The sequence below is a fragment of the Paraburkholderia sp. J41 genome, assembly GCF_905220235.1.
In the GTDB taxonomy this organism is placed as follows: Bacteria; Pseudomonadota; Gammaproteobacteria; order Burkholderiales; family Burkholderiaceae; genus Paraburkholderia.
The window spans coordinates 135,908-157,522 of record NZ_CAJMZE010000013.1 but is presented as its reverse complement, the minus strand read 5'-3'; the positions used below and the strand labels follow the sequence as shown (position 1 = coordinate 157,522).

The window sequence follows — 21,615 nt, the reverse complement described above, 5'->3', positions numbered from 1 at the left end:
GCTCACGCCTCGACCTTGAAGCGCGACACGCCCGTGCGCAGTTCGTTGGCGACGAGCGTGAGATTGTCGATGGCCTGCGACGACTGCCGCAGCGACTCGGCCGTTTGCTGCGCGGCCTCGGAAAGCTGCGTGAGAGCCTGCGTGATCTGCTCCGCGCTGCTGGACTGCGCCTGCATGCCGTCGTTGACCATCTGGAAGCGCGGCGCGAGCGTCTGCACCGCGCCGATGATCTGCGAAAGCTGCGTGCCCACGGCCTGCACGTCGTGCATGCCGCGCCGCACTTCCTCGGCAAATTTGTCCATGCCCATCACGCCCGCCGAAACGGCCGACTGGATTTCCTTCACGGTCTGCTCGATGTCGTAGGTCGCCACCGCCGTCTGGTCCGCGAGACGGCGGATTTCCGTCGCCACGACCGAGAAGCCGCGCCCGTATTCGCCGGCCTTTTCCGCTTCGATCGCCGCGTTCAGGGAAAGCAGGTTGGTCTGGTCGGCCACCTTGGTGATGGTCGCCACGATCTGGTTGATGCTCACGGCCTTCTCGTTCAGGATCGCGAGCTTCGCGTTCACCGAGCCCGCCGCCTCCATCACGCTGCGCATGGTGTTTTCCATGTGCGTGAGGCCGCTCTGGCTCGTGGTGGCGAGCGCCGCCGACTGCTCCGCGACGGTCGCGACTTCGCCCATGGTCGCGACGAGATCGCGCGCCGTGGCGAAAATCTCGCGCGAGGTCGCGCCGATCTCGGTGGTCGTGGCCGCCGTTTCGCTTGCCGTGGCCTGCTGCTCCCTGGACGTGGCCGCCACTTCGGCCACGGAGGTCGTCACTTGCAGCGACGACTTCTGCGCCTGCACGACAAGGCTCGCGAGTTCGTCGCTCATGCGGTTGAAGCCGTCCTCGAGCACGCCGAATTCGTCGCGGCGATTCAGTTGCAGGCGCAAGCCGAGCTTGCCCGTGCGCATGGCGTCATGCACCTCGACGAGTCGCGCCATCGGCACCGTGACCGAGCGATACAGCAGGTAGCCGGTCGCGAGCGCGGCCAGCAGCATGACGGAAAGCGCCGTGGCGAGCGTGATCTCCGTGCCCGTCACCGCGTCGCGAATGTCCTGCGCGGAAACGATGGCCTGCTGGCGGTTTTCGTCGACGAGCGCGTTGGCCTTGTCGAGCACGTCCTGCCACACCGGCCCGATCTTGAGAAACGCCGCCTGCGCGGCCGCGCGCGACGCGGGCACCTGCTGCGCGACCGCCTGCACCATCGGCAGATAGCGCGCGTAGGCTTCCCGAAAGCGCCGGTACTGCTCGCGGTCCTGCGCGCGAAACAGCGAGCGCTCGTAGTGGCTCGCGTTCGTCTCCACACCCGCGACCGCCGCGGGCAGCCCGGCGAGATCGCGCGCAATGCTTCCCGGGTCGGTTTCGACGAAGGCGGCGCGCTCCATCAGGTTGTAGGTCTGATTGGCCGAGGCGCGCATGGAAGTCGAGTAGAACAGGCCCGGCACGGAGTCGTGCGTGAGGCTCAGCGCCTGGGCGTCGATGGTGCGCAGTCGGTCCAGGGAGACGGCGGCCATCGCCAGCATCAGCACGAACAGCAGACCGAAGCTGAGCACGATGCGCGTGCCGAGAGTAAGGCGGCCGTGCAACTGGCGCGGCAGGCCGGCTTGGCCGGAACGGGGCATGGCGGTGCTCATGACGCTAGAGACTCTCCGGTGGCGGCGACCGGCGCGGCGCGCGGCGGCACGGACGAACGGAAAAACGGACGGGAAAGCAAACGCAAATGCAAACGGAAAAGCAGGGGAACACGGCCGCGAATGCGGCGTGGCGCACAGACACGGCGCGCAAACGGCCTCCCGGGCCGTAGTGTAATGCGTTTGCGCTTCTTTTGGGGACAGGGAAAATACGCGAAAGCCCCACGGTGCGGGGCTTTCAGCGCATTTTCAGACGACTTCCAGGAAAATCGGAAGGAAGCGGGGCCAAATTCAGACATGCGGACGGCGGCGCGCTCACCGCAGCGCGCCGAGATCCGCATCGACTCGCCGCCGCAGATCCTTCACCACGCGCCCCGCGCTCACGAGCCACCACGAAGGCGCCGACACCTCGAATTCGTAAGCCAGCGCCGTTTGGGCCGGCCCGGACGCATAGGCGCGGCACGCGAACGTCACGGACTGACGCGGCGCGGCCCGCCCCGCGCGCGCGGAAAAGCGCAGCACGGCTCGCATCGCGAACTGCGCGTCGCCGGGCGCGGCCTCGTACGACTGCACGTGCCATTGCGCGCCGTAGTGGCTTTCGTGGCGCAGCGCGGCCCCGATGCGGCGCATGGTTTCGTCGACGGGCAACGCCACGCCGTGTTCGCCGCCCGCGTGCGCCGCGCGATGAAAGGTCCGCTGCGACCACCCCCAGCCCAACGCGAGCACGACGCCGCACACGGCGAGCAGCCATTGAAAGCCGCTGGCAAGCGCGCGGCCGATCCCGAAGCGCGCGATGGGCGCGAACAGCACGCTCGCCACGCCGTGCGCGATCACGAACACGACGATCATCGTCGCCACGATCGCCGAAAGCGTGAACAGCCAGCCGCGCGAAGGATCGTCGAAACGGGAGAACATGAAGTCGCGCAGGCCGTGCGAAGGCGCGCGCTGGGTGTGCTGGGCGCGCTGGGTGTGTTTGGGCGCGGTTTCCCGCGGCTTTTCCGGCAACGCCTCTTCGCGCAGCTGGGCGAGTTCGCCGTGCAGCGCGTCGCGCTCGATGCGCATGCGCGCGATCTCGTCGAGCATGCGCATGCGTTCCGCGCGCAACGCGTCGAGTTCGCCGCGCACGCGTTCGCGCTGGGTCTCCAGCGACTGCATCTGCCCGCGCAACTGTTCGGCTTGCGCGAGGCTGAGCGCCGCGCGGCTCACGGGCGGCCCGTGGTGGACGGACCAGTACGCTTCGAGCAATTCGCGCGCTTCCTTCACGCGCTTGAACTGCTCGTCGGCCCAGCGCACGGAAGCCGCGGTGGGATGCCGCCATTTGTCAGGATGCAGGATCTGCGCGAGATGGCGGTAGCGATGTTTGATGTCCGCCTCGTTCGCACCCGGTTCGAGATCGAGCCGGTAATAAAGGCGGTCGTAATCCACGGGGCGGTAATCGTGGCCTGGCATGTCCTTGCTGTTTCGTCACATGAGAAGGGCGCGCGAGGTTGCAGCGCCCGTTTCACTGAAAACTAGTTCAGGTTGGCTGCGCGCGCAAGCGGCGCGCCCGCGCTTTTCACCTGCCCTTTCGGCCCGCCCTCTCGGCCCGCGCTTTCGGCCCGCCCTTTTTGCCCGCCCTTTCCTGACGAAGCCTCGCGCAAACCGCACCGACCTCGCTCAAAGCGTGCGTCCGAAGGATTCGGCGGCGGTCATCGCTCGCGCGGCGGCCGGCCGGCGCCACGCCCGCCAGCCGCTAGATCTCGTCGTCCACGTCGTCGAGCGGCAGCAGCCTGTAGTAATGCTCGATGCGCGACAGCGCGTACATGGCCGCCGCTTCGCGCACTTCGTTGCGCGAGCCTGCGAAGCGCGCCGTTTCGCTGAAGGTCACGCGCTCGCCTTCCTTGAGCTGCCACGACCACGCGAAGCATTGCGTGCCCGGCGGCGGCCCGCCGTCGCCGCCGCCGTCGGCTACGCCGGTGTTCGATACGGCCACGTCCGCCGCGCAACCCTGCACGTCGAGCGCGCCTTCGGCCATTTCGCGCGCCACTTCCTCGCTCGTGAGGCCGAACGTCTCGATGGTTTGCTCGCGCACGCCGAGAAAACCGGCCTTGCCCGAAGGCGAATACGTGACGAAGCCGACGTCGAGGCACGTGCCGCTGCCCGGCACCGCGGCCAGCTTCGCCGCGATCAGGCCGCCCGTACACGATTCGACGGTGGCGAGGGTGAGGCCCACCGACTTCATGAAAGCGACCGCGTCTTCTGCGATGTCCATCTTGTCTCCGGCGGCCCCGCTTTGGGGCCATCGTGTCGATGTGGCAACGCGCGCATCGCGCATTCCCGCTCGCGCGCGGCCTCAAGTCGAGGCGGACGGCACGGCCACCGGCAACGCGCGCTTGTGCGCCGTCGCGCGATGGAACCGCTGGATCGTCGTCATGACGTGATCGGAAACCGGGCGGCCTTCGAGGAAATCGTCGATGTCTTCGTAGGCGATGCCGTAGCTGTCCTCGTCGGGCTTTTGCGGCGTGAGCGTTTCGAGGTCGGCGGTCGGCACCTTCATCACGAGCGGCTCCTGCGCGCCCAGCTCGCGCGCGAGGGCGCGCACGCGGCGCTTGGTCAGGCCCGAGAGCGGCAGCACGTCGGCGCCGCCATCGCCGAACTTGGTGAAAAAGCCCATCAGCGATTCGGCCGCGTGGTCGGTGCCGATCACGATGCCGCGACGCGCGCCCGCCACCGCGTACTGCGCGACCATGCGCTCGCGCGCCTTGATGTTGCCGAGCACGAAGTCCTCGCGAAAGTCGTCGACGAATTGCGCGCCGCCTTGCTTGAGCGCGGCCAGCATGGCGTCGGACGCGGCCCGGATGTCGACCGTGAGCGTTTCGTCGGGGCGAACGAAGGCGAGCGCGCGCTGCGCGTCGCTTTCGTCGCGCTGCTCGCCGTAAGGCAGCCGAACGGCGACGAAATGCGCTTCGCGGCCCTGCGCGCGCAAGCGCTCGACGCTCAGTTGCGCGAGCCGCCCCGCCGTCGACGAATCCACGCCGCCGCTGATGCCGAGCACGTAGGTGTGCAAGTCCTGCGCAACGAGGTAATCGGCGAGAAAACGGATGCGGCGCTCGCATTCGGCGGCGGCGTCGAACGTGGGCGCCACGCCCAGTTCGTCAATCACGGCGCGTTGCCACGCGCGGGCTTCGTCGTTCATGGGCTTGTCCTTCAGGTCGAAAAGAGGGTGCGCGATGTTTCGCCGCGTGCGTTCAGCGTGTCTTGCGTCGATTCACGCTGATTCACGTCGATCTGCAATCGTGGTTCGCACTCGTGGTTCGCTCGTGCGCGCGCCCTTGCAGCGTACGGCATTCGCGCCGCTCGCGCCGGCGCGCGCCCATGTCGCACCGGGCCGCCGCGAGGCCGCGCACACGCTTACGAACGGCATCGCCCTGATTTCATCTCCTTTCTTCCGGTAACGATCCATCACCAAACCGGCCGCCTGTAATGATTGAAAACCTTTCAAAAAACTGACGTTTCGAAATTGGCGCCTGAGTTGGTTAGACTGCGAGTCTTGGCCCGCGCTGCGTCCTGAAACGCCTGCGGGCATGACGGCATAACAACCCTGAGAATGCGTATGCAGCGATCCGATAACCCCCGGCTGGATCTCGAAACGCGCCCGCCGGCGCGCGCGCTGGCGCGGCAAACCGTCTGGCCGGCTTCATGCGAAGCCGGCGCGCCCGGCGTTGCCGATAGCGGCGCGCAGCGCTTCCTGCCCCGCACTCGCATTGCCGCCCGGAGGACCGCATGAGCGACGCTCCGCACGCCTCCTCCGCGCCGCAACGGCCCGAGCCGCCACCGCCGCCCGCCGTGCCGCCCACGGTGCCGCCCACGGTGCCGCCGCAGCCTCCGCAGCCGCGCAAGCGCCACCGGCTGCGCTGGATCATCGTCGCCGTCGTGGTGATCGTGCTGATTGCCGTCGTGGTCTGGCACGTGCGCAGCAACCGCAAGCCGCAGCGCGGCGCCGCGCCGCAGACGGTGACCGTCGCGCCGGCCACGCTCGGCTCGATGCCGGAAACGCTCAGCGCGCTCGGCACCATCACGCCGGTCGCGACCGTCACGGTGCTGCCGCAGTTGAGCGGCTATCTCACCGCCGTCGGTTATCGCGAAGGTCAGGACGTGGTGAAAGGCCAGTTCCTCGCGCAGATCGACCCGCGCCAGTACGAGATCAGCAAGGAACAGGCGCAGGCGCAACTCGCGAAGGACCAGGCTTCGCTCGCCCAGGCGCGCGCCGACCTCGCGCGCTACGCGCAGTTGAACGAGCGCAAGTCGATCGCCGAGCAAACCTACAGCGACCAGAAGTTCCTCGTCGCGCAGGACGAAGCGGCGGTGAAGGCCGACATCGCCAACATCAAGCAATACGAACTCGATCTCATCTATTGCCACATCACCGCGCCGGTTTCCGGGCGCGTGGGCTTGCGTCTCGTCGATCCGGGCAATTACGTGACGCCTTCCAGCTCGACGGGCATTGCCGTCATCACGACGATCAAGCCCACGACCGTGCAGTTCGCGGTGCCGCAAAACGCGCTCGGCAACGTGTTCCAGCGCTTCAACAGCGGCGCGAAGCTGCCGGTGACCGTGTACAGCAGCGACAACGCGCGCCAGCTCGGCACCGGCACGCTCTACGCGATCAGCAACCAGATGGCGACGGCCACCGGCACCGTCACGCTGCGCGCAAGCCTGCCCAACGACGACGGCGCGCTGTTCCCCAACGAGTTCGTCAACGTGAAGCTGCTCGTGGACACCTTGCAGAACGCCGTGCTCGTGCCCACGCCCGCCGTGCAGACGGGCGCGCCCGGCAACTACGTGTATCTCGTGAACGCCAACAACACGGTTTCGGTACACAAGGTCACGCTCGGCCCCGGCGACGGTCAGCACACCGTGATCGCCTCGGGCTTGCAGGCCGGGCAGCGCGTGGTGACGGACGGTCTCGACCGCCTCAACGACGGCGCGAAGATCGTGCCTTCGGCGCAAAAACCGGCGGCGGCGAACGACGCCGGCGGCGCGCAGGCCGCCAGCGCGGCCAGCGTGCCGAGCGCCGGCAGCGACGCCGCCGCGCCCGCGCCCGCCGCCTCGGACACGGCGGGCGCGAGCAGCGCCAACGCCGCTTCGCAGTAGGCATCGCAGCAACTATCGCCGTTCATAACCCGCGCCCTTTGGGGACAGCCCGCTTCGGGTCAACAGTGCCAACAGAGCCCACTACGCGACGATGAATATTTCGCGCCTCTTCATCCTGCGGCCGGTCGCGACTTCCCTGCTGATGATCGCGATGGTGCTGGTCGGCCTCGTCGCGATGAAATTCCTGCCGGTTTCCTCGCTGCCCGCGGTCGACTACCCGACCATCCAGGTGCAGACCTTCTACCCCGGCGCGAGCCCGAACGTGATGGCCACCACCGTCACCGCGCCGCTCGAGGTGCAGCTCGGCGAGATTCCGGGCTTGCAGCAGATGATCTCGTACAGCTCCGAAGGCGCGTCGATCATCACGCTGCAATTCGATCTCTCGCTGAACCTGGACGTGGCCGAGCAGAACGTGCAGCAGGCCATCAACGCGGCCAACAGCTTCCTGCCGACCGGCCTGCCCGCGCCGCCCACTTACGCCAAGGTCAATCCCGCCGACCAGCCCATCCTCACGCTGGCGGTCACCTCGAAGTCGATGTCGCTCACGCAGTTGCAGGACGCGGCCAACAACCGCCTCGCGACCAAGATTTCCGAAGTGCCGGGCGTGGGCCTCGTGACCACGGCGGGCGGCAACGTGCCCGCCGTGCGCGTGGAAGCCGATCCGCAAAAGCTCGCCGCCTACGGCCTCAATCTCGACGACTTGCGCACGCTGCTCGCCAACGTCAACGTGAGCGCGCCGAAGGGCAATTTCGACGGCCCCGAACTCGACTACACGATCAATTCGAACGACCAGATTTCGGACCCGACCGATTACGAGAATACGGTCATCGCGTATCAGAACGGCTCGCCCGTGTTCATGCGCGACGTGGCGCGCGTGTCCACCGCGGCGCAGGACGTGGAGCGCGGCGCCTGGTACAACAAGGCGCCCGCGATCGTGCTGAACGTGCAGCGCCAGCCGGGCGCGAACGTGATCGCCACGGTCAACCAGATCATGCGCCAGTTGCCGCAGCTCGAATCCACGCTGCCCAAGGGCATGCAGGTCACGGTGGTGTCGAACAGCGTGGGCGTGATCCAGGCGTCCGTACACGACGCCGCGTTCGAACTCGTGCTCGCCGTGGCGCTGGTCGTGGCCGTGATCTTCGTGTTCCTGCGCAACGTGCCCGCCACCATCATCCCGAGCATTTCCGTGCCGGTTTCGCTGATCGGCACGCTCGCCGTCATGTACGAACTCGGTTATTCGATCGACAACCTTTCGCTGATGGCGCTCATCATCGCCACGGGTTTTGTCGTCGACGATTCGATCGTGATGATCGAGAACGTGGTGCGCTATCTGGAAGAAGGCGAAAAGCCGTTGCAGGCCGCGCTGAAAGGCGCGGGCCAGATCGGCTTCACGATTCTCTCGCTCACCATTTCGCTGATCGCCGTGCTGATTCCGCTGCTGTTCATGGGCGGCGTGATCGGGCGCCTCTTCAGCGAATTCGCCGTGACGCTCGCGGTGACCATCGTGCTCTCCGCCGTGGTCTCGCTCACCGTCGTGCCGATGATGTGCGCGCGCATTCTGCGCGCTCAGGCCGAGCGCAAGCCAAGCCGCTTCGAGCGCATCAGCGAGGGGCTGTTCGACAAGACGCTCAATGCCTACGAACGCGGCCTGCGCTGGGTGCTCGACCACCAAACGCTCACGCTCGTCGTGGCCGTGCTCACCGTGGTCATCACCGCGCTCCTGTACGTGGTGATTCCCAAGGGCCTGTTCCCGGTGCAGGACGTGGGCGTGATTCAGGGCATCAGCGTGGCCGACAATTCGGTGTCCTATGCGGCGATGGTGCGCCGCCAGTCCGCGCTCGCCGAGGAAATCCTCAAGGACCCGGACGTGGACTCGCTCACGTCGTACGTGGGTATCGACGGCATCAACACCACGCTCAACAACGGGCGCTTTCTCATCAACCTGAAGCCGCACGACGACCGCTCGGAAAGCGCGGCGGAAATCGCGCGGCGCATCCAGCAGTCGGTGGCCAAGGTATCGGGCATTCGCCTCTATTTGCAGCCCGAGCAGGATTTGACGCTCGACACCACGGTCTCGCGCAACCAGTACAACTTCGTGCTGCGCGGCCCGAGCCAGGACGCGTTCCAGCAGTACGTGCCCGATCTCGTCGCGCGCATGCAGAAGATTCCGTCGATCACGGACGTCACGAGCGACCTGAACAATAGCGGCCTTTCCGTGGACGTCGAAGTGAACCGCCAGCTCGCGGCGCGCTACGGCATCACGGCCGCGACCATCGACAACGCGCTTTACGACGCGCTCGGCCAGCGCATCGTCTCCACGATCTTCCAGCAGTCGGACCAGTACCGCGTGATTCTCGTGGCGAAGCCCGAGTCGCTGCCCACGGTGGAATCCATCGGCGACATCTATCTGCCGAGCCAGACGGCCACCTCGGGCCAGGTGCCGCTCAAGGGCATCGCGACAATCCACATCACGCGTTCGCCGCTCATGATCAGCCACCTCGCGCAATTCCCGGCGGTGACGATCTCGTTCAATCTCGCCGACGGCGCGTCGCTCTCGGCCGCCGTGCGCGACATTCGCAAGGCCGAAGCCGCCGTGAAGCTGCCGCCCTCGATCACCTCGTCGTTCCAGGGCGCGGCGCAGGCGTTCGAGGATTCGCTCTCGAGCGAAGTGTATCTGCTGATTGCGGCGCTCGTGGCCGTGTACATCGTGCTGGGCGTGCTGTACGAAAGCTACGTTCACCCCGTGACGATTCTTTCGACGCTGCCTTCGGCCGGCATCGGCGCGCTGCTCGCGCTGATGATCGCGGGCAAGGACCTGGACGTGATCGGCATTATCGGCATCGTGCTGCTGATCGGCATCGTCAAGAAGAACGCCATCATGATGGTGGACTTCGCGCTCGAAGCCGAACGCGTGCAAGGCAAGCCGCCGCGCGAGGCGATTTTCGAAGCGTCGCTGCTGCGCTTCCGGCCGATCCTGATGACCACGCTCGCGGCCATGCTCGGCGCGCTGCCCATGCTGCTCGGCAGCGGCACCGGCTCGGAACTGCGCCGCCCGCTCGGGCTTGCGATCATCGGCGGCCTCACGCTTTCGCAGATGCTCACGCTTTTCACCACGCCCGTGATCTATCTGTTCTTCGACCGCCTCGCCGTGCGCTTCGGCCGCAAGCGCAAGCCCGAAGATCGTTCGGACGACGAAACACCGGGCGAAGGACGCGGCGCCGCGCCCGAGGGCACGCCGTGAACATTTCGGCGCTCTTCATTCGCCGGCCGGTCGCGACCTCGCTGCTCGCGATCGCGATCCTGCTCGCGGGCGTGCTGGCGTTCTTCCGCTTGCCGGTCGCGCCGCTGCCCAACATTGCGTATCCCGTCATCGTGGTGCAGGCGCAAATGGCGGGCGCGAGCCCCGACATCATGGCCTCCACCGTGGCCGAGCCGCTCGAACGGCGCCTTGGCACCATCGCCGACGTGAGCCAGCTTACGTCGATCAACAACGTGGGCTCCTCGCTGATCGTGGTGGTGTTCGGCCTGAACCGCGACATCAACGGCGCGGCGCGCGACGTGGAAGCGGCCATTCAGGCCGCGCGCGGCGACCTGCCCACCACGCTGCGCAGCAACCCCACGTATCGGCAATACAACCCCGCCAGCGCGCCGATCATGGTGCTCGCGCTCACCTCGGACACGCTCACGAAAGCGCAGCTTTACGATTCCGCCGATTCGGTCATCATGCAGCAGCTTTCGCAGGTGGACGGCGTGGGGCAGATCACGCTGGGCGGCGGCGCGCTGCCTTCGGTGCGCGTGGAGCTGGAGCCGGGCAAGCTGAACAGCTACGGCATCGGTCTGGAGGACGTGCGCGCCGCGATCGGCGCGGCCAACGCGAACAGCGCGAAAGGCCATATCGATCAGGGCGACCAGCGTTTCGAAGTCATCTCGAACGACCAGATCAGCAACGCGAAGCCGTTCGGCGACGTGGTGATCGCCTACCGCGACGGCGCGCCGGTGTTCCTGCGCGACGTGGGCACGGTGCGCGACTCCAACGAAAACATCCGCAACGCCGGCCTGTACAACGGCAAGTCGGCGGTGCTCGTGATCGTTTATCCGATGCCGGGCAGCAACGTCGTCAAGACCGTGCAGCAGATCCAGGCGCGGCTGCCCAACATCGAAGCGGCGTTGCCCGCCACCATCAAGGTGAACGTGGCCGTGGACCGCTCGGAGGCGGTGCGCTCCTCGGTCGCGGACACGGAACGCACGCTCTTCATCGCCGTGCTGCTCGTGATCGGCGTGGTGTTCGTGTTCCTGCTCTCGCCGCGCGCCACGCTCATTCCGGCCGTGGCGCTGCCGCTGTCCATCGTCGGCACGTTCGGGCCCATGTGGCTGCTCGGCTACAGCATCGACAGTCTTTCGCTGATGGCGCTCACCATCGGCACCGGCTTCGTGGTGGACGACGCCGTGGTGGTGCTCGAAAACATCGTGCGCCACGTGGAGGCCGGGCTCGATCCCAAGGAAGCCGCGCTCGTGGGCGCGAAGGAAGTGGGCTTCACGGTGATCTCCATGAGCCTTTCGCTGATCGCCGTGTTCCTGCCGATCCTGCTGATGCCCGGCATCGTCGGGCTGCTCTTTCACGAGTTCGCGATGACGCTTTCCATCGCGATCCTCATCTCGCTCGTGATTTCGCTCACGGTCACGCCCACCATGTGCGCCTACGTGCTCAAGCGCGAGCAGATGCACCGCGAGCCGTCGCGCGCCGCGCGCTGGATCGACGCGCAGTTCGAGCGCTTCAAGCAGTTCTATTCGCGCACGCTCGACAGCGTGCTCGACCACGCGGCGCTCATCATCTTCACGCTGTTCGCGCTGCTGGTCGCGAACGTGTTTCTCATGAAGCTGCTTTCGGGCACGTTCTTTCCCGAGCAGGACACGGGCATTCTGATCGGCCAGATCATCGCCGACCAGAGCGTGTCGTTTCCGGCGATGGAGAAAAAGCTCTCGCAACTGCAAGCCATCGTGAAGAACGATCCGGCCGTGGAGTCGGTCGCGGGCTTCACGGGCGGGCGCGCGCTCAACACGGCCACGGTCTTTATCGAATTGAAGCCGCTCGCGCAGCGCCATCTTTCGGCCACGCAGGTGGTGAACCGCTTGCGGCCTAAGCTCAACGCGGTGTCCGGCGCGCGCCTCTTCCTGCAAGCGCAACAGGATTTGCAGATCGGCGGCAGACAGGCGGCGGCCGAATACCAGTACACGCTCACGAGCGACGACGCCGACGCCCTCTTCACCTGGGTGCCGCGCCTCGTGACGGAGCTGAACAAGTACCACGGCACGCTCACCGACGTGAATTCGGACCTTCAGCAAAACGGCCTGCAAGCATTGATGACGGTGAACCGCGCGACGGCCAAGCGCTACGGCTTCGACCCGAACCAGGTGGACAGCGTGCTGTACGACGCTTTCGGCCAGCGCACCGTTTCGACCATCTACAACGCGATCAACCAGTATTTCGTGGTGATGGAAGTCGCGCCGCAATACTGGCAGTATCCGCAATCGTTCGACCATATCTGGCTCAGCACGGCGGCGGGCAATGCCAACGGCTCGGCGCAAACGCAGATGTCGGGCGGCACCGTTTCGGGCGTCACCGCCTTCACCGCCGAAACCGCCACCTCCGGCACGAGCGGCAACACCAACTCGCGCAACGCGAACGCGGTGGCGAACCAGCAAACCAACGCCATCGCCAACAGCAAGGGCGGCAGTTCGAGCGGCAGCGCGGACAGCACCGCCGCCGAAACCATGGTGCCGCTCAACGCGCTCATGACCTGGACCACGAGCCACACGGCCACGCAGGTCAACCACCAGGGCACGGAAGTGGCGGGCACGATCTCGTTCAACCTGCCCGAGGGCGGCTCGCTTTCCGAGGCGGGCACGATCATCGAGAAGGCGGAACGCGACATCGGCATGCCCGCCTCCATTCACGGCGCGTTCGCGGGCGCGGCGCAGGCGTATGCGCAGTCGATGGGCACCGTGCCGCTGCTCATTCTCGCGGCGCTCGCCGTGGTCTATCTCGTGCTGGGCGTGCTCTACGAAAATACGATCCACCCGCTCACGATTCTTTCGACGCTGCCTTCGGCCGGCATCGGCGCGACGCTCGCCATGCTGATCTTCGGCACGCCGTTTTCGGTGATCGCGATGATCGGCATCATTCTGCTGATCGGCATCGTGAAGAAGAACGGCATCATGATGGTGGACGTCGCGATTCAGTTGCAGCGCCACGAGGGCATGGACGCGCGCCGCGCGATCCACGAAGCGGCCGTGGTGCGGCTGCGCCCGATCATGATGACGACATTCGCCGCCGTGCTGGCCGCGGTGCCGCTCGCGGTGGGCATCGGCCAGGGCGCGTCGCTGCGTCAGCCGCTGGGCGTGACGGTGATGGGCGGGCTGATCTTCAGCCAGGTTTTCACGCTCTACACCACGCCCGTGATCTATCTGTTCCTCGACCGCCTGCGCGCGCGGCTCGCGCGCTGGTCCGCGCGCCTGCCGTGGAACCGCGACAACGCCAACGCAAACGACGCCAATGACGCCAACGAGAGCGCATCATGAAGAACACCCGACTTGACCGATCGCTCGCGCGCAATGCCCGCCGCCTGACACTTCACGCCGCGGCACGCTTGTTGCCGCACTTGCTGCCGCGCCTGCTGCCGCTTTCCGCCGCGTTGCTCGCGGGCTGCATGGTCGGCCCCGACTATCACCGGCCGCTCGTGAACACGCCCGCGCAGTGGAAGGAACTGCCCGGCTGGACCCAGGCCGAGCCGGATGCCGCGCAAGGTCCGAAGGGCGAATGGTGGACCGCGTTCCAGGACCCGCTGCTCGACGAACTCGAACCGCTCGTGGCCGTTTCCAACCAGTCGGTGCGGCAAAGCTACGCGAACTATCAGGAAGCGCTTGCCGAAGTGCGGGTCGCGCGCGCGAGCCTCTTTCCCACGCTGGGCGTGACCGGCTCGGCCACGCGCGAGCGCTCCGGTTCGTCATCGAGCACGCTTTCGAGCAGCACCTTGCAGGCGCTCGGCCAGTCGAGCGGCGCGCGCATCGTCAACAGCGGCTCGCTCGAGGCCAACGTGAGCTGGGCGCCCGACTTCTGGGGCCAGGTGCGCCGCCAGATCGAGGAGCAGTCGGCCACCGCGCAGGCGAGCGAAGCGACGCTCGCGAATGCTACGTTGTCCGAACAAATCGCGCTGGCCAATGCGGTGATCGACTTGCGCGTCACCGACGCCGACATCGACATCCTGACGCAAACCGTCGCCGCGTATCAAGATTTTCTGCGCGTGGTGAGCAACCAGGACAGCGCGGGCACGGTCGCGCCTTCCGACGTGATCTCGGCGCGCACGCAGCTCGAAAGCGCCCAGGCCAACCTCATCGCGCTGGGCGTTTCGCGCGCGCAGTACGAACACGCGATTGCCGTGCTCGTGGGCCGCAACCCCGAGGACATGACGATCCCGCACAGCACGAAGCTGCCCACGCTGCCCGTGATTCCCGCGGGCGTGCCCTCCACCATCCTGCAACGCCGCCCCGACGTGGCCACGGCCGAGCGGCAAATGGCTTCGGCCAACGCGTCGATCGGCGTGGCGATTTCGGCGTATTACCCGAGCATTTCGCTTTCGGCGCTCGACGGCTTCACGCAGTCGCCGCTTTCGGGCCTGCTGCGCATCGGCAACTATGTGTGGTCGCTCGGCGCGAGCGCGACGGAAACGATTTTCGACGGCGGCGAGCGCAGCGGCGAAGTGGCCGCGGCGCGCGCGAGCTACGACGCGGCCGTGGCCAACTATCGCGGCACGGTGCTGAGCGCGTTCGAGAGCGTGGAGAACGATCTGGCGGGACTGCGCATCCTTTCCCAGCAATCCGACATGCTCGACGCCGTGGTGCGCGACGCCACGCGTGGCGCGGCCATCGCCCAGGACGAATACCAGGCGGGCACGGTCGATTTCACGACGGTTGCGACCGCGCAGGCCACGCAGCTTACGAGCCAGCAAACCGCGCTCAACGTGCAGCAAACGCGGCTGCTCGACGCGGCGGCCCTGATCGGCGATCTCGGCGGCGGCTGGAACGGACAACTGCACGATGCCCTGCATCCGCAACGCGTGGATTCGGGCGCTTCGGGCGCTGTGGCGGGCCCTCCGGCCGCGAGCGGAGCGGGCGCTGCGCCTGACGCGCGAGGCAACACGGCGATCAATTCGACGAGTAGCGCGACGAGCGGCACGATGAGTAGCGAAACAAGCAGCGCGACAAACAACGCGACAAGCAACGCAACGAGCAACGCGGCCTCGCAATAAACGCCGCAACCGCGCCGCGCTCCGGCAACGTTCTCAATCAATCGGCGATAGCGAACCGAAGCCGCGCGTGCGCGTACAAACACGCGCGTGCGCGCGCATGAATGCACTATGCTGAATCATCGGCGGCGGCCGCACCGCGGCGGCCGCACCGGCATGCCGGCAGGTTCTCTCAAGGAGTGCTTCATGAAGCGCTTATCCGCATGCCTGTTGCTGGGCGCGTGTACGCTCGCGTTCGCCCAGAAGCCCGCCGTTTATCCGGCGCACGGCCAGAGCGCGCCGCAGCAGCAACAGGACGACGCCGCCTGTTACGGGTGGGCGAAACAGAATACGGGCGTCGATCCGGTTGCGGTTTCGCAGGCGCCGCCGCCGCAAAGCGGCCCGACCGGCGCACGCGTGGGCGGTGCGGCGCGCGGTGCGGCGGCCGGCGCGATCATCGGCGACGTGAGCGGCAACGACGCGGGCCACGGCGCGGCGGTGGGCGCCACGGCCGGCGCGCTCGCGGGCGGCGTGCGCGCGCGGCGCCAGCATGCGGCACAGGCGCAAGCCTCGCAGCAGGCGCAAAGCGCGGCAATGACCACCTACTGGCGAGCGTACAGTGCCTGCATGCAGGGACGCGGCTACACCGTGCAGTAGTTAATGGTTAGTTAGCGCTCGGTTCGCGCTCGGTTCGCGCTCGGTTCGCGCTTAGCTAGCGCTTAATTAGCGGTGCTTCGTGCGCGGTGCGGCGGCGCTCACGCGCGCGGCTCGGCGTCGGCCACGGGCAATGCCGAAGCCGGCAGACCGAACGCGATATCGAAGATCAGGTTGTAGACGTAGGCGTACACGAGGAAGAACACCGAAAGGCCGATGTCCATCATGAACGCCTCGAAAAGCGGCACGCGCAGCGTCAGCGCGATCATCGGCACGAGAAAGACGATCAGGCCGCCTTCGAAACCGGCCGCGTGCGCGATGCGGCGCGCGACGCCGCGCCCGCGCTTCGTCTGGCGCGCTTCCCAGCGCTCGAACAACGCGTTGTACACGACGTTCCAGACCACCGCGATCAGCGACGAGAACACGGCCGCCGCGCCCGCGCGGTTCATGCCGCTGCCCGAAAGCGAAGCGAAGCTCGTGCTCGTGATGAGGATCGCGATCGTCTCGAACAACGTGACGTAGACGATCCGCCGCTTGATGCCTTGCATGTCCCGCCGCTCCTTGAACAAAGGCGTACCGCTTGAAGCGCCGCCCGATTGCGCGCGCCGCGCTGCGCCGTGGCGCGCAATCCGCGGCGGGATCAGCCGAGATCCGTGAACACGGTCGCGGCCGGCAGGCGCGACTTCGGCAGCTTCGCGTTGAAGTCGTCGGCGCCATGGTAGCCGAGGCCGACCACGGCGAGCGCCGTCAAGCCCTGCTCGCGCAAGCCCAGTTCCGCGTCGAGCACCTTCGCGTCGAAGCCTTCCATCGGGCAGGCGTCGATTTCGAGCGTCGATGCGCCGATCAGCAGCGTGCCGAGCGCGAGATACGCCTGCTTTTCCATCCACGCTTGCAGCCCGCGCTCGCGATTGAGGTTCACATAGAACGCGCGCGTCTTTTCCTGGCCCGCCTTCGCCTCGGCGTTCGCGAAGCGGCCATCGGCTTCCTCCTGGGCGAGCAGTTGCGCGAGATGCGCCTCGTCCATGTCGGTGCGCACGCACAGCACCACGACGTGCGAGGCGCGCGTGACTTTCGGCTCGTTGTACGCGTAGCCTTCCATGCCCTTGGCGACGCGGGCGCGCGCGGCGTCGCTGTGCGCGATCACGAAATGCCACGGCTGCGAGTTCACCGACGACGGGCTCAAACGCAGCAACTCCTTGAGTTCCGCGATGACGGCGGCGGGAATCTTGCGGCTCGGATCGAATGCCTTGGTGGCGTGGCGCGCTTTCGCGAAATGGGTGAGATTCAAGAACCTTCTCCTTCGATAATGCCGGCCCAAAGCCGGTTTGACAGGGTGCGCCTCGCGGCAAACCCGCCATCCTACCAGCAGGCCGGGCGGCGCGCGCAGCGCGCCTGCGTTATGCTGAATGCCGGATCAGCAAGGAGAGCGAGATGCGTCAGGCCATTCATCATCTGAACGTGAAAACGCGCACGCGCGGGCTCACCGACATCAGCCGCGAGGTGCGCGACTTCGTGCGCGAACAGCGCATCCGCATGGGCCTGTTGACGCTCTTTTGCCGCCATACGTCGGCTTCGCTGCTGATTCAGGAGAACGCCGATCCTTCGGTGCGCCGCGACCTCGAGCGATATTTCGAAACCATTGCACCCGAAGATCCGCAGCGCTACGAGCACGGCATCGAAGGCCCCGACGACATGCCCGCGCATCTGCGCACCGCCCTCACGCACACGCAGCTAAGCGTGCCCGTCGAGCATGGCGAGCCCGTGCTCGGCACCTGGCAGGGCATTTATCTATTCGAGCATCGGCGCGTGGCCCATACGCGCGAGGTGGTGCTGCATCTGATTGGAGAATGAGCGGCGCGCGTGCGATGGAAAGCGGCGAACGCGCCGCGCGCGCATCCTCGCGGCCGGTACAGCAGATCGCACGCGCAAGCGCTATGCTACGGGTTTTGTTCGACTGCGCGCCGGATCGAACCTGTCACCCGAACCATCGAGGATCACTTCCATGAGTCAGTCCGCCGGAACCATGATTTCCTTCAACCGCCCAGACGGCCAGTCGCTCCAGGGCTATCTCGCCAAACCCGCGAACACCGAAGGCGCGCCCGCCATCGTCGTGATCCAGGAATGGTGGGGCTTGAACGACCAGATTCGCGGCGTGGCCGACCGCCTCGCGCAAGCCGGCTATTACGCGCTCGTGCCCGACCTTTATCGCGGCAAGATCACGGTCGAGGAAGAAGAGGCGCACCACCTGATGGACGGCCTCAATTTCGGCGACGCCGCCTCGCAGGACATTCACGGCGCCGTGACGTACCTCAAGACGCTCACCAGCCGCGTGGGCGTGACCGGCTACTGCATGGGCGGCGCGCTCACGCTGCTGGCCGCGAGCATGGTGCCGGGCATCGATTCCGCCGTGGTCTGGTACGGCTTCCCGCCGCTCGAATATATCGACGCGAGCAAGATCACCGCGCCGATCCTCGGCCACTTCGCCACGCAAGACGCCGCGTTCAACATCGAAACCGTCGCCACGCTCGAACAGAAACTGCGCGACGCCAATGTGAACGTCGAATTTCATCGCTATCTCGCGCACCATGCGTTCGCGAACGAAACGGCCGTGGGCCCGGGCCGCATCGCGCTCACGCAATACGACCCGGTGTGGGCGCAACTCGCCTGGGACCGCTCGCTGACGTTCTGGGCGCGCACGCTCTGGAAGTAAGGCACTCGCGCGGCGCCCGCACCCGGTCGCGCGATCGAACGCGGCGCCGCGCATTTCATCGACCTCCGCCATGAAAGTCATACGCTCGAAAGCGTTCACGGCCGCGCGCGCCTGGGGCGCGCTCGACATCGCCAACATGAACGGCACGACCGTGCGCCTGCACTGGACCGACCAGCCGTACAAGTGGCACGTCAACGACGGCGAGGAAGTGTTCGCGGTGCTCGACGGCACCGTGGACATGCACTACCGCGAGGCGGGCGAGGAACAGGTGGCCGTGCTCGAAGCCGGCGACGTATTTTTCGCGGGCGTGGGCTGCGAGCACGTCGCCCATCCGCGCGGCGAGGCGCGCATTCTCGTGGTGGAGCGCGAAGGCAGCGTTTGACGCGACGCCAGCGGGTTGGCTCGCGCGTGGCGCACACGGATTGCCCGCGTGTTTTGCCTACGTTTTGCCGGTTCGAGTTTTTCCGTTCGTCGTTACGTTCGTGGTTACGTTCGTGGTTACGTTCATTACCCACGCGCATCGCCAGACGCACGTCCAGACGCACAAACAGACACATGCCCCTGCGCCTCACGCGCCCCTTCGGCAATTCCACTACACTGGCGGCCTGAGCACTTCCCCGCTTTTCGCTTCGACGAGGCACGGCATCGGCCGCGCTTTCGCTCATCGTTTGGCTCTTGTTTGGCTCACCGTTTTGCTCATCATTCCGAGGACTCCGCATGAACGACCTTTCCGCGTTTCCCATCACCGGCAAGTGGCCCGCGCAGCATCCCGAGCGCATTCAACTGTATTCGCTGCCCACGCCCAACGGCGTCAAGGTGTCGATCATGCTAGAGGAAACCGGCCTCCCCTACGAGCCGCATCTCGTGCGTTTCGACACGAACGACCAGACGACGCCCGAGTTCCTCTCGCTCAACCCCAACAACAAGATTCCGGCGATTCTCGACCCGAACGGCCCTGGCGGCCAACCGCTCGCGCTGTTCGAGTCGGGCGCGATCCTGATCTATCTCGCCGATAAATGCGGCCAGCTACTCGCACGCGAAGGCGCGGCGCGTTACGAAACCATGCAGTGGGTCATGTTCCAGATGGGCGGCATCGGCCCGATGTTCGGCCAGCTCGGCTTCTTCCACAAATTCGCGGGCAAGGACTACGAAGACAAGCGCCCGCGCGACCGTTACGTTACCGAGGCAAAGCGTCTTTTGAACGTGCTCGACCAGCGCCTCGACGGCCGCCAGTGGATCATGGGCGACGATTACACCATCGCGGATATCGCCACGTTCCCGTGGGTACGCAATCTCGTGGGCTTCTACGAAGCCGGCGACCTCGTGAGCTTCAAGGACTTCCGGCACGTCGCGCGCGCGCTCGAAGCCTTCGTCGCGCGGCCCGCGGTCGAACGCGGACTCAGCATTCCCGCGCGCGATTGAGTTCACGCGCCGGCTGGCCGAAACGCGCGGCATCGACAATTCGTTCGGAATCCCGACGATTTTCGGTCGCCGCGCTTTCGGTCGCCGCGCTTTCGGTCGCCGCGTTTTCGGTCGCCGCGTTTTCGGTCGCCGCGTTTTCGGTCGTCGCGTTTTCGGGCAACGCGCTTTCGGTCGGCCAAGCCGCGCGCCGACGCTCGCCATGCCCATTGCGCAAATTCACGCAAATCGGGGCAATATCGCGCGCCATGATCGCGCCCCGGAACGGTCGGGTAAATTTCGGTAAACTAAACAGATGGATACCTGCCGCTACTGCGGAAAACTGCGCGACGAGTGGGATTGCCACGGCGACGAATGCCGCCGCGCCATCGCGCAGGCGCTGAACCGCCAGCGCAAGGGGCTGCCCATGGTGCCCAACGTGATCCGTAACGAAATTCCCGCCGACGCCACCGCGGGCCAGATCATCACCGTGCTTTCGCGCCAGCGCATGCGCGCGCGGCGCGGCAACGAGGAGCGCCGCGAGCGCAAGGAACTGGACCTCGACGCAGGCGGCACATAACGCGTTCGCGCCGCCCCGCCGCCGTTACAGCGCGGCCGCCACGGCTTCGCCCAACGCCTGCGTGTTCGCGCTGCCGCCCATGTCGGGCGTGCGCGGCCCTTCCACGAGCACCTTTTCGACGGCCCGCATGATGGCGTCGTGCGCGGCCTTGTACTGCGCGTCGCCGTTGCCGAGGAAGTCGAGCATCATCGCGCCCGACCAGATCATGGCGATGGGATTCGCGATCTGCTTGCCGAAAATGTCGGGCGCCGAACCATGCACCGGCTCGAACAGCGACGGAAACTTGCGCTCGGGATTCAGGTTCGCGGACGCCGCCAGGCCGATCGTGCCCGTGCATGCCGGGCCGAGATCGGAAAGAATGTCGCCGAACAGATTGGACGCCACCACCACGTCGAAACGATCGGGCTGCAACACGAAGCGCGCGCAAAGAATGTCGATATGCTGCTTGTCCCACTTCACTTCGGGATACGCCTTCGCCATGGCCGCCACGCGCTCGTCCCAATACGGCATGCTGATCGAAATGCCGTTCGACTTGGTGGCCGCCGTGAGCGATTTACGCTTGCGCTGATTCGCGAGATCGAACGCATAACGCAGAATACGGTCGACGCCCTGGCGCGTGAAAACCGACTCCTGCAAGACGAATTCGCGCTCCGTGCCTTCGAACATCTTGCCGCCCACCGACGAATATTCGCCTTCGGTATTCTCGCGCACCACGAGAAAGTCGATGTCGCCGGGCTTGCGGTTGGCGAGCGGGCACGGCACGCCGGGCAGCAAACGCACGGGGCGCAGGTTCACGTATTGATCGAATTCGCGCCGGAATTTGAGCAGCGATCCCCACAGCGAAATATGGTCGGGGACTTTCTCCGGCCAGCCCACGGCGCCGAAATAGATCGCGTCGAAACCTTTGAGCGTGGCGAACCAGTCGTCGGGCATCATCTTGCCGTGCTGCAAATAGTAGTCGCAGCTTGCCCAGTCGAAATGCGTGACTTCGAGCTTCAGCCCGAATTTCGCGGCGGCGGCTTCCACCACGCGCACGCCTTCGGGCATCACTTCCTGGCCAATGCCGTCGCCGGCCAGGGCGGCGATCTTGAATGTCTTGCTCATGTCTCGTTCTCCGTTCGCCTCGCGGGCATGATGGACCGGCGAAACCGGAATCATCGCACGCCCGCGCGAGACATGCAGCTT

At 66.3% G+C, this 21,615-nt stretch carries 18 protein-coding genes; 10 read left to right on the top strand and 8 right to left on the bottom strand.

What is annotated here, in order from left to right:
- Positions 1-2: 2 nt before the first annotated feature.
- From U5805_RS16095 to nadE, 4 genes are all read right to left on the bottom strand, one after another.
- Positions 3-1,676: a methyl-accepting chemotaxis protein gene (locus tag U5805_RS16095; protein WP_322104478.1), complete on the bottom strand. Its 1,674-nt coding sequence runs from the start codon at positions 1,674-1,676 to the stop codon at positions 3-5.
- 312 nt (positions 1,677-1,988) lie between these two features.
- Complete coding sequence (locus U5805_RS16090; protein WP_322104477.1) at positions 1,989-3,122, bottom strand: J domain-containing protein; 1,134 nt, start codon at positions 3,120-3,122, stop codon at positions 1,989-1,991.
- 283 nt (positions 3,123-3,405) lie between these two features.
- Positions 3,406-3,924: a nicotinamide-nucleotide amidohydrolase family protein gene (locus U5805_RS16085; RefSeq protein ID WP_322104476.1), complete on the bottom strand. Its 519-nt coding sequence runs from the start codon at positions 3,922-3,924 to the stop codon at positions 3,406-3,408.
- 81 nt (positions 3,925-4,005) lie between these two features.
- A complete protein-coding gene (gene nadE / locus U5805_RS16080; RefSeq protein ID WP_322104475.1) occupies positions 4,006-4,848 on the bottom strand; it encodes an ammonia-dependent NAD(+) synthetase in 843 nt (280 codons plus the stop codon).
- Positions 4,849-5,435: 587 nt separating this feature from the next.
- On the opposite strand from nadE, the gene U5805_RS16075 reads away from it, so the two are divergent.
- The 5 genes from U5805_RS16075 to U5805_RS16055 all read left to right on the top strand — a co-directional run bounded on the left by U5805_RS16075 (position 5,436) and on the right by U5805_RS16055 (position 15,745).
- On the top strand, positions 5,436-6,806 hold the full coding sequence (locus tag U5805_RS16075; RefSeq protein ID WP_322104474.1) for an efflux RND transporter periplasmic adaptor subunit: 1,371 nt from the start codon (positions 5,436-5,438) through the stop codon (positions 6,804-6,806).
- 91 nt (positions 6,807-6,897) lie between these two features.
- Complete coding sequence (locus tag U5805_RS16070) at positions 6,898-10,047, top strand: efflux RND transporter permease subunit (protein ID WP_322104473.1); 3,150 nt, start codon at positions 6,898-6,900, stop codon at positions 10,045-10,047.
- Positions 10,044-13,385 carry an efflux RND transporter permease subunit gene (locus U5805_RS16065; RefSeq protein ID WP_322104472.1) on the top strand — a complete coding sequence of 1,114 codons (3,342 nt, stop codon included), beginning with the start codon at positions 10,044-10,046 and terminating at the stop codon, positions 13,383-13,385. Before U5805_RS16070 ends, U5805_RS16065 begins: the two co-directional genes overlap by 4 nt.
- Positions 13,382-15,112, top strand: coding sequence for an efflux transporter outer membrane subunit (locus U5805_RS16060; RefSeq protein ID WP_322104471.1), 1,731 nt, complete (start codon positions 13,382-13,384; stop codon positions 15,110-15,112). The genes U5805_RS16065 and U5805_RS16060 overlap by 4 nt, the downstream gene beginning before the upstream one ends.
- Before the next feature lie 183 nt (positions 15,113-15,295).
- A complete protein-coding gene (locus tag U5805_RS16055; RefSeq protein WP_322104470.1) occupies positions 15,296-15,745 on the top strand; it encodes a YMGG-like glycine zipper-containing protein in 450 nt (149 codons plus the stop codon).
- Between the two features lie 98 nt (positions 15,746-15,843).
- Here the strand turns inward: U5805_RS16055 and U5805_RS16050 are convergent, their stop codons facing one another.
- Positions 15,844-16,290 carry a PACE efflux transporter gene (locus tag U5805_RS16050; RefSeq protein ID WP_322104469.1) on the bottom strand — a complete coding sequence of 149 codons (447 nt, stop codon included), beginning with the start codon at positions 16,288-16,290 and terminating at the stop codon, positions 15,844-15,846.
- Between the two features lie 92 nt (positions 16,291-16,382).
- Positions 16,383-17,030, bottom strand: a complete 648-nt coding sequence (gene nfsB / locus U5805_RS16045; RefSeq protein WP_322104468.1) for an oxygen-insensitive NAD(P)H nitroreductase — start codon at positions 17,028-17,030, stop codon at positions 16,383-16,385.
- A 143-nt stretch (positions 17,031-17,173) separates the two neighbouring features.
- Here nfsB and U5805_RS16040 point away from each other — a divergent pair, with 143 nt between their 5' ends.
- The 4 genes from U5805_RS16040 (at position 17,174) to U5805_RS16025 (ending at position 19,874) form a co-directional block, all read left to right on the top strand.
- Complete coding sequence (locus U5805_RS16040; RefSeq protein WP_322104467.1) at positions 17,174-17,593, top strand: secondary thiamine-phosphate synthase enzyme YjbQ; 420 nt, start codon at positions 17,174-17,176, stop codon at positions 17,591-17,593.
- Between the two features lie 151 nt (positions 17,594-17,744).
- On the top strand, positions 17,745-18,452 hold the full coding sequence (locus U5805_RS16035; protein WP_322104466.1) for a dienelactone hydrolase family protein: 708 nt from the start codon (positions 17,745-17,747) through the stop codon (positions 18,450-18,452).
- A gap of 70 nt (positions 18,453-18,522) precedes the next feature.
- On the top strand, positions 18,523-18,834 hold the full coding sequence (locus U5805_RS16030; RefSeq protein ID WP_322104465.1) for a cupin domain-containing protein: 312 nt from the start codon (positions 18,523-18,525) through the stop codon (positions 18,832-18,834).
- A 335-nt stretch (positions 18,835-19,169) separates the two neighbouring features.
- Entirely contained in the window at positions 19,170-19,874 is a 705-nt protein-coding gene (locus U5805_RS16025) for a glutathione S-transferase N-terminal domain-containing protein (RefSeq protein WP_322104464.1), read from the top strand.
- On the opposite strand, the gene U5805_RS16020 is transcribed toward U5805_RS16025, so the two are convergent.
- On the bottom strand, positions 19,852-20,217 hold the full coding sequence (locus U5805_RS16020) for a hypothetical protein (protein WP_322104463.1): 366 nt from the start codon (positions 20,215-20,217) through the stop codon (positions 19,852-19,854). The two genes, U5805_RS16025 and U5805_RS16020, sit on opposite strands and share 23 nt — an antisense overlap.
- Between U5805_RS16020 and U5805_RS16015 the strand changes: the two genes are divergently transcribed.
- Positions 20,167-20,430: a hypothetical protein gene (locus tag U5805_RS16015; protein WP_322104462.1), complete on the top strand. Its 264-nt coding sequence runs from the start codon at positions 20,167-20,169 to the stop codon at positions 20,428-20,430. The two genes, U5805_RS16020 and U5805_RS16015, sit on opposite strands and share 51 nt — an antisense overlap.
- Positions 20,431-20,454: 24 nt before the next feature.
- Here the strand turns inward: U5805_RS16015 and U5805_RS16010 are convergent, their stop codons facing one another.
- The gene (locus U5805_RS16010; RefSeq protein WP_322104461.1) at positions 20,455-21,534 is read right to left on the bottom strand and encodes a tartrate dehydrogenase; all 1,080 of its coding nucleotides are present in this window, start codon (positions 21,532-21,534) and stop codon (positions 20,455-20,457) included.
- Positions 21,535-21,615 lie beyond the last annotated feature (81 nt).

Excerpts from the sequence above, each read along its gene's own strand:
- U5805_RS16095 (WP_322104478.1), bottom strand. The coding sequence starts at position 1,676 with ATGAGCACCGCCATGCCCCGTTCCGGCCAAGCCGGCCTGCCGCGCCAG.
- U5805_RS16090 (WP_322104477.1), bottom strand. The coding sequence starts at position 3,122 with ATGCCAGGCCACGATTACCGCCCCGTGGATTACGACCGCCTTTATTAC.
- U5805_RS16085 (WP_322104476.1), bottom strand. The coding sequence starts at position 3,924 with ATGGACATCGCAGAAGACGCGGTCGCTTTCATGAAGTCGGTGGGCCTC.
- nadE (WP_322104475.1), bottom strand. The coding sequence starts at position 4,848 with ATGAACGACGAAGCCCGCGCGTGGCAACGCGCCGTGATTGACGAACTG.
- U5805_RS16075 (WP_322104474.1), top strand. The coding sequence starts at position 5,436 with ATGAGCGACGCTCCGCACGCCTCCTCCGCGCCGCAACGGCCCGAGCCG.
- U5805_RS16070 (WP_322104473.1), top strand. The coding sequence starts at position 6,898 with ATGAATATTTCGCGCCTCTTCATCCTGCGGCCGGTCGCGACTTCCCTG.
- U5805_RS16060 (WP_322104471.1), top strand. The coding sequence starts at position 13,382 with ATGAAGAACACCCGACTTGACCGATCGCTCGCGCGCAATGCCCGCCGC.
- U5805_RS16055 (WP_322104470.1), top strand. The coding sequence starts at position 15,296 with ATGAAGCGCTTATCCGCATGCCTGTTGCTGGGCGCGTGTACGCTCGCG.
- U5805_RS16050 (WP_322104469.1), bottom strand. The coding sequence starts at position 16,290 with ATGCAAGGCATCAAGCGGCGGATCGTCTACGTCACGTTGTTCGAGACG.
- U5805_RS16040 (WP_322104467.1), top strand. The coding sequence starts at position 17,174 with ATGCGTCAGGCCATTCATCATCTGAACGTGAAAACGCGCACGCGCGGG.
- U5805_RS16035 (WP_322104466.1), top strand. The coding sequence starts at position 17,745 with ATGAGTCAGTCCGCCGGAACCATGATTTCCTTCAACCGCCCAGACGGC.
- U5805_RS16030 (WP_322104465.1), top strand. The coding sequence starts at position 18,523 with ATGAAAGTCATACGCTCGAAAGCGTTCACGGCCGCGCGCGCCTGGGGC.
- U5805_RS16025 (WP_322104464.1), top strand. The coding sequence starts at position 19,170 with ATGAACGACCTTTCCGCGTTTCCCATCACCGGCAAGTGGCCCGCGCAG.
- U5805_RS16015 (WP_322104462.1), top strand. The coding sequence starts at position 20,167 with ATGGATACCTGCCGCTACTGCGGAAAACTGCGCGACGAGTGGGATTGC.
- U5805_RS16010 (WP_322104461.1), bottom strand. The coding sequence starts at position 21,534 with ATGAGCAAGACATTCAAGATCGCCGCCCTGGCCGGCGACGGCATTGGC.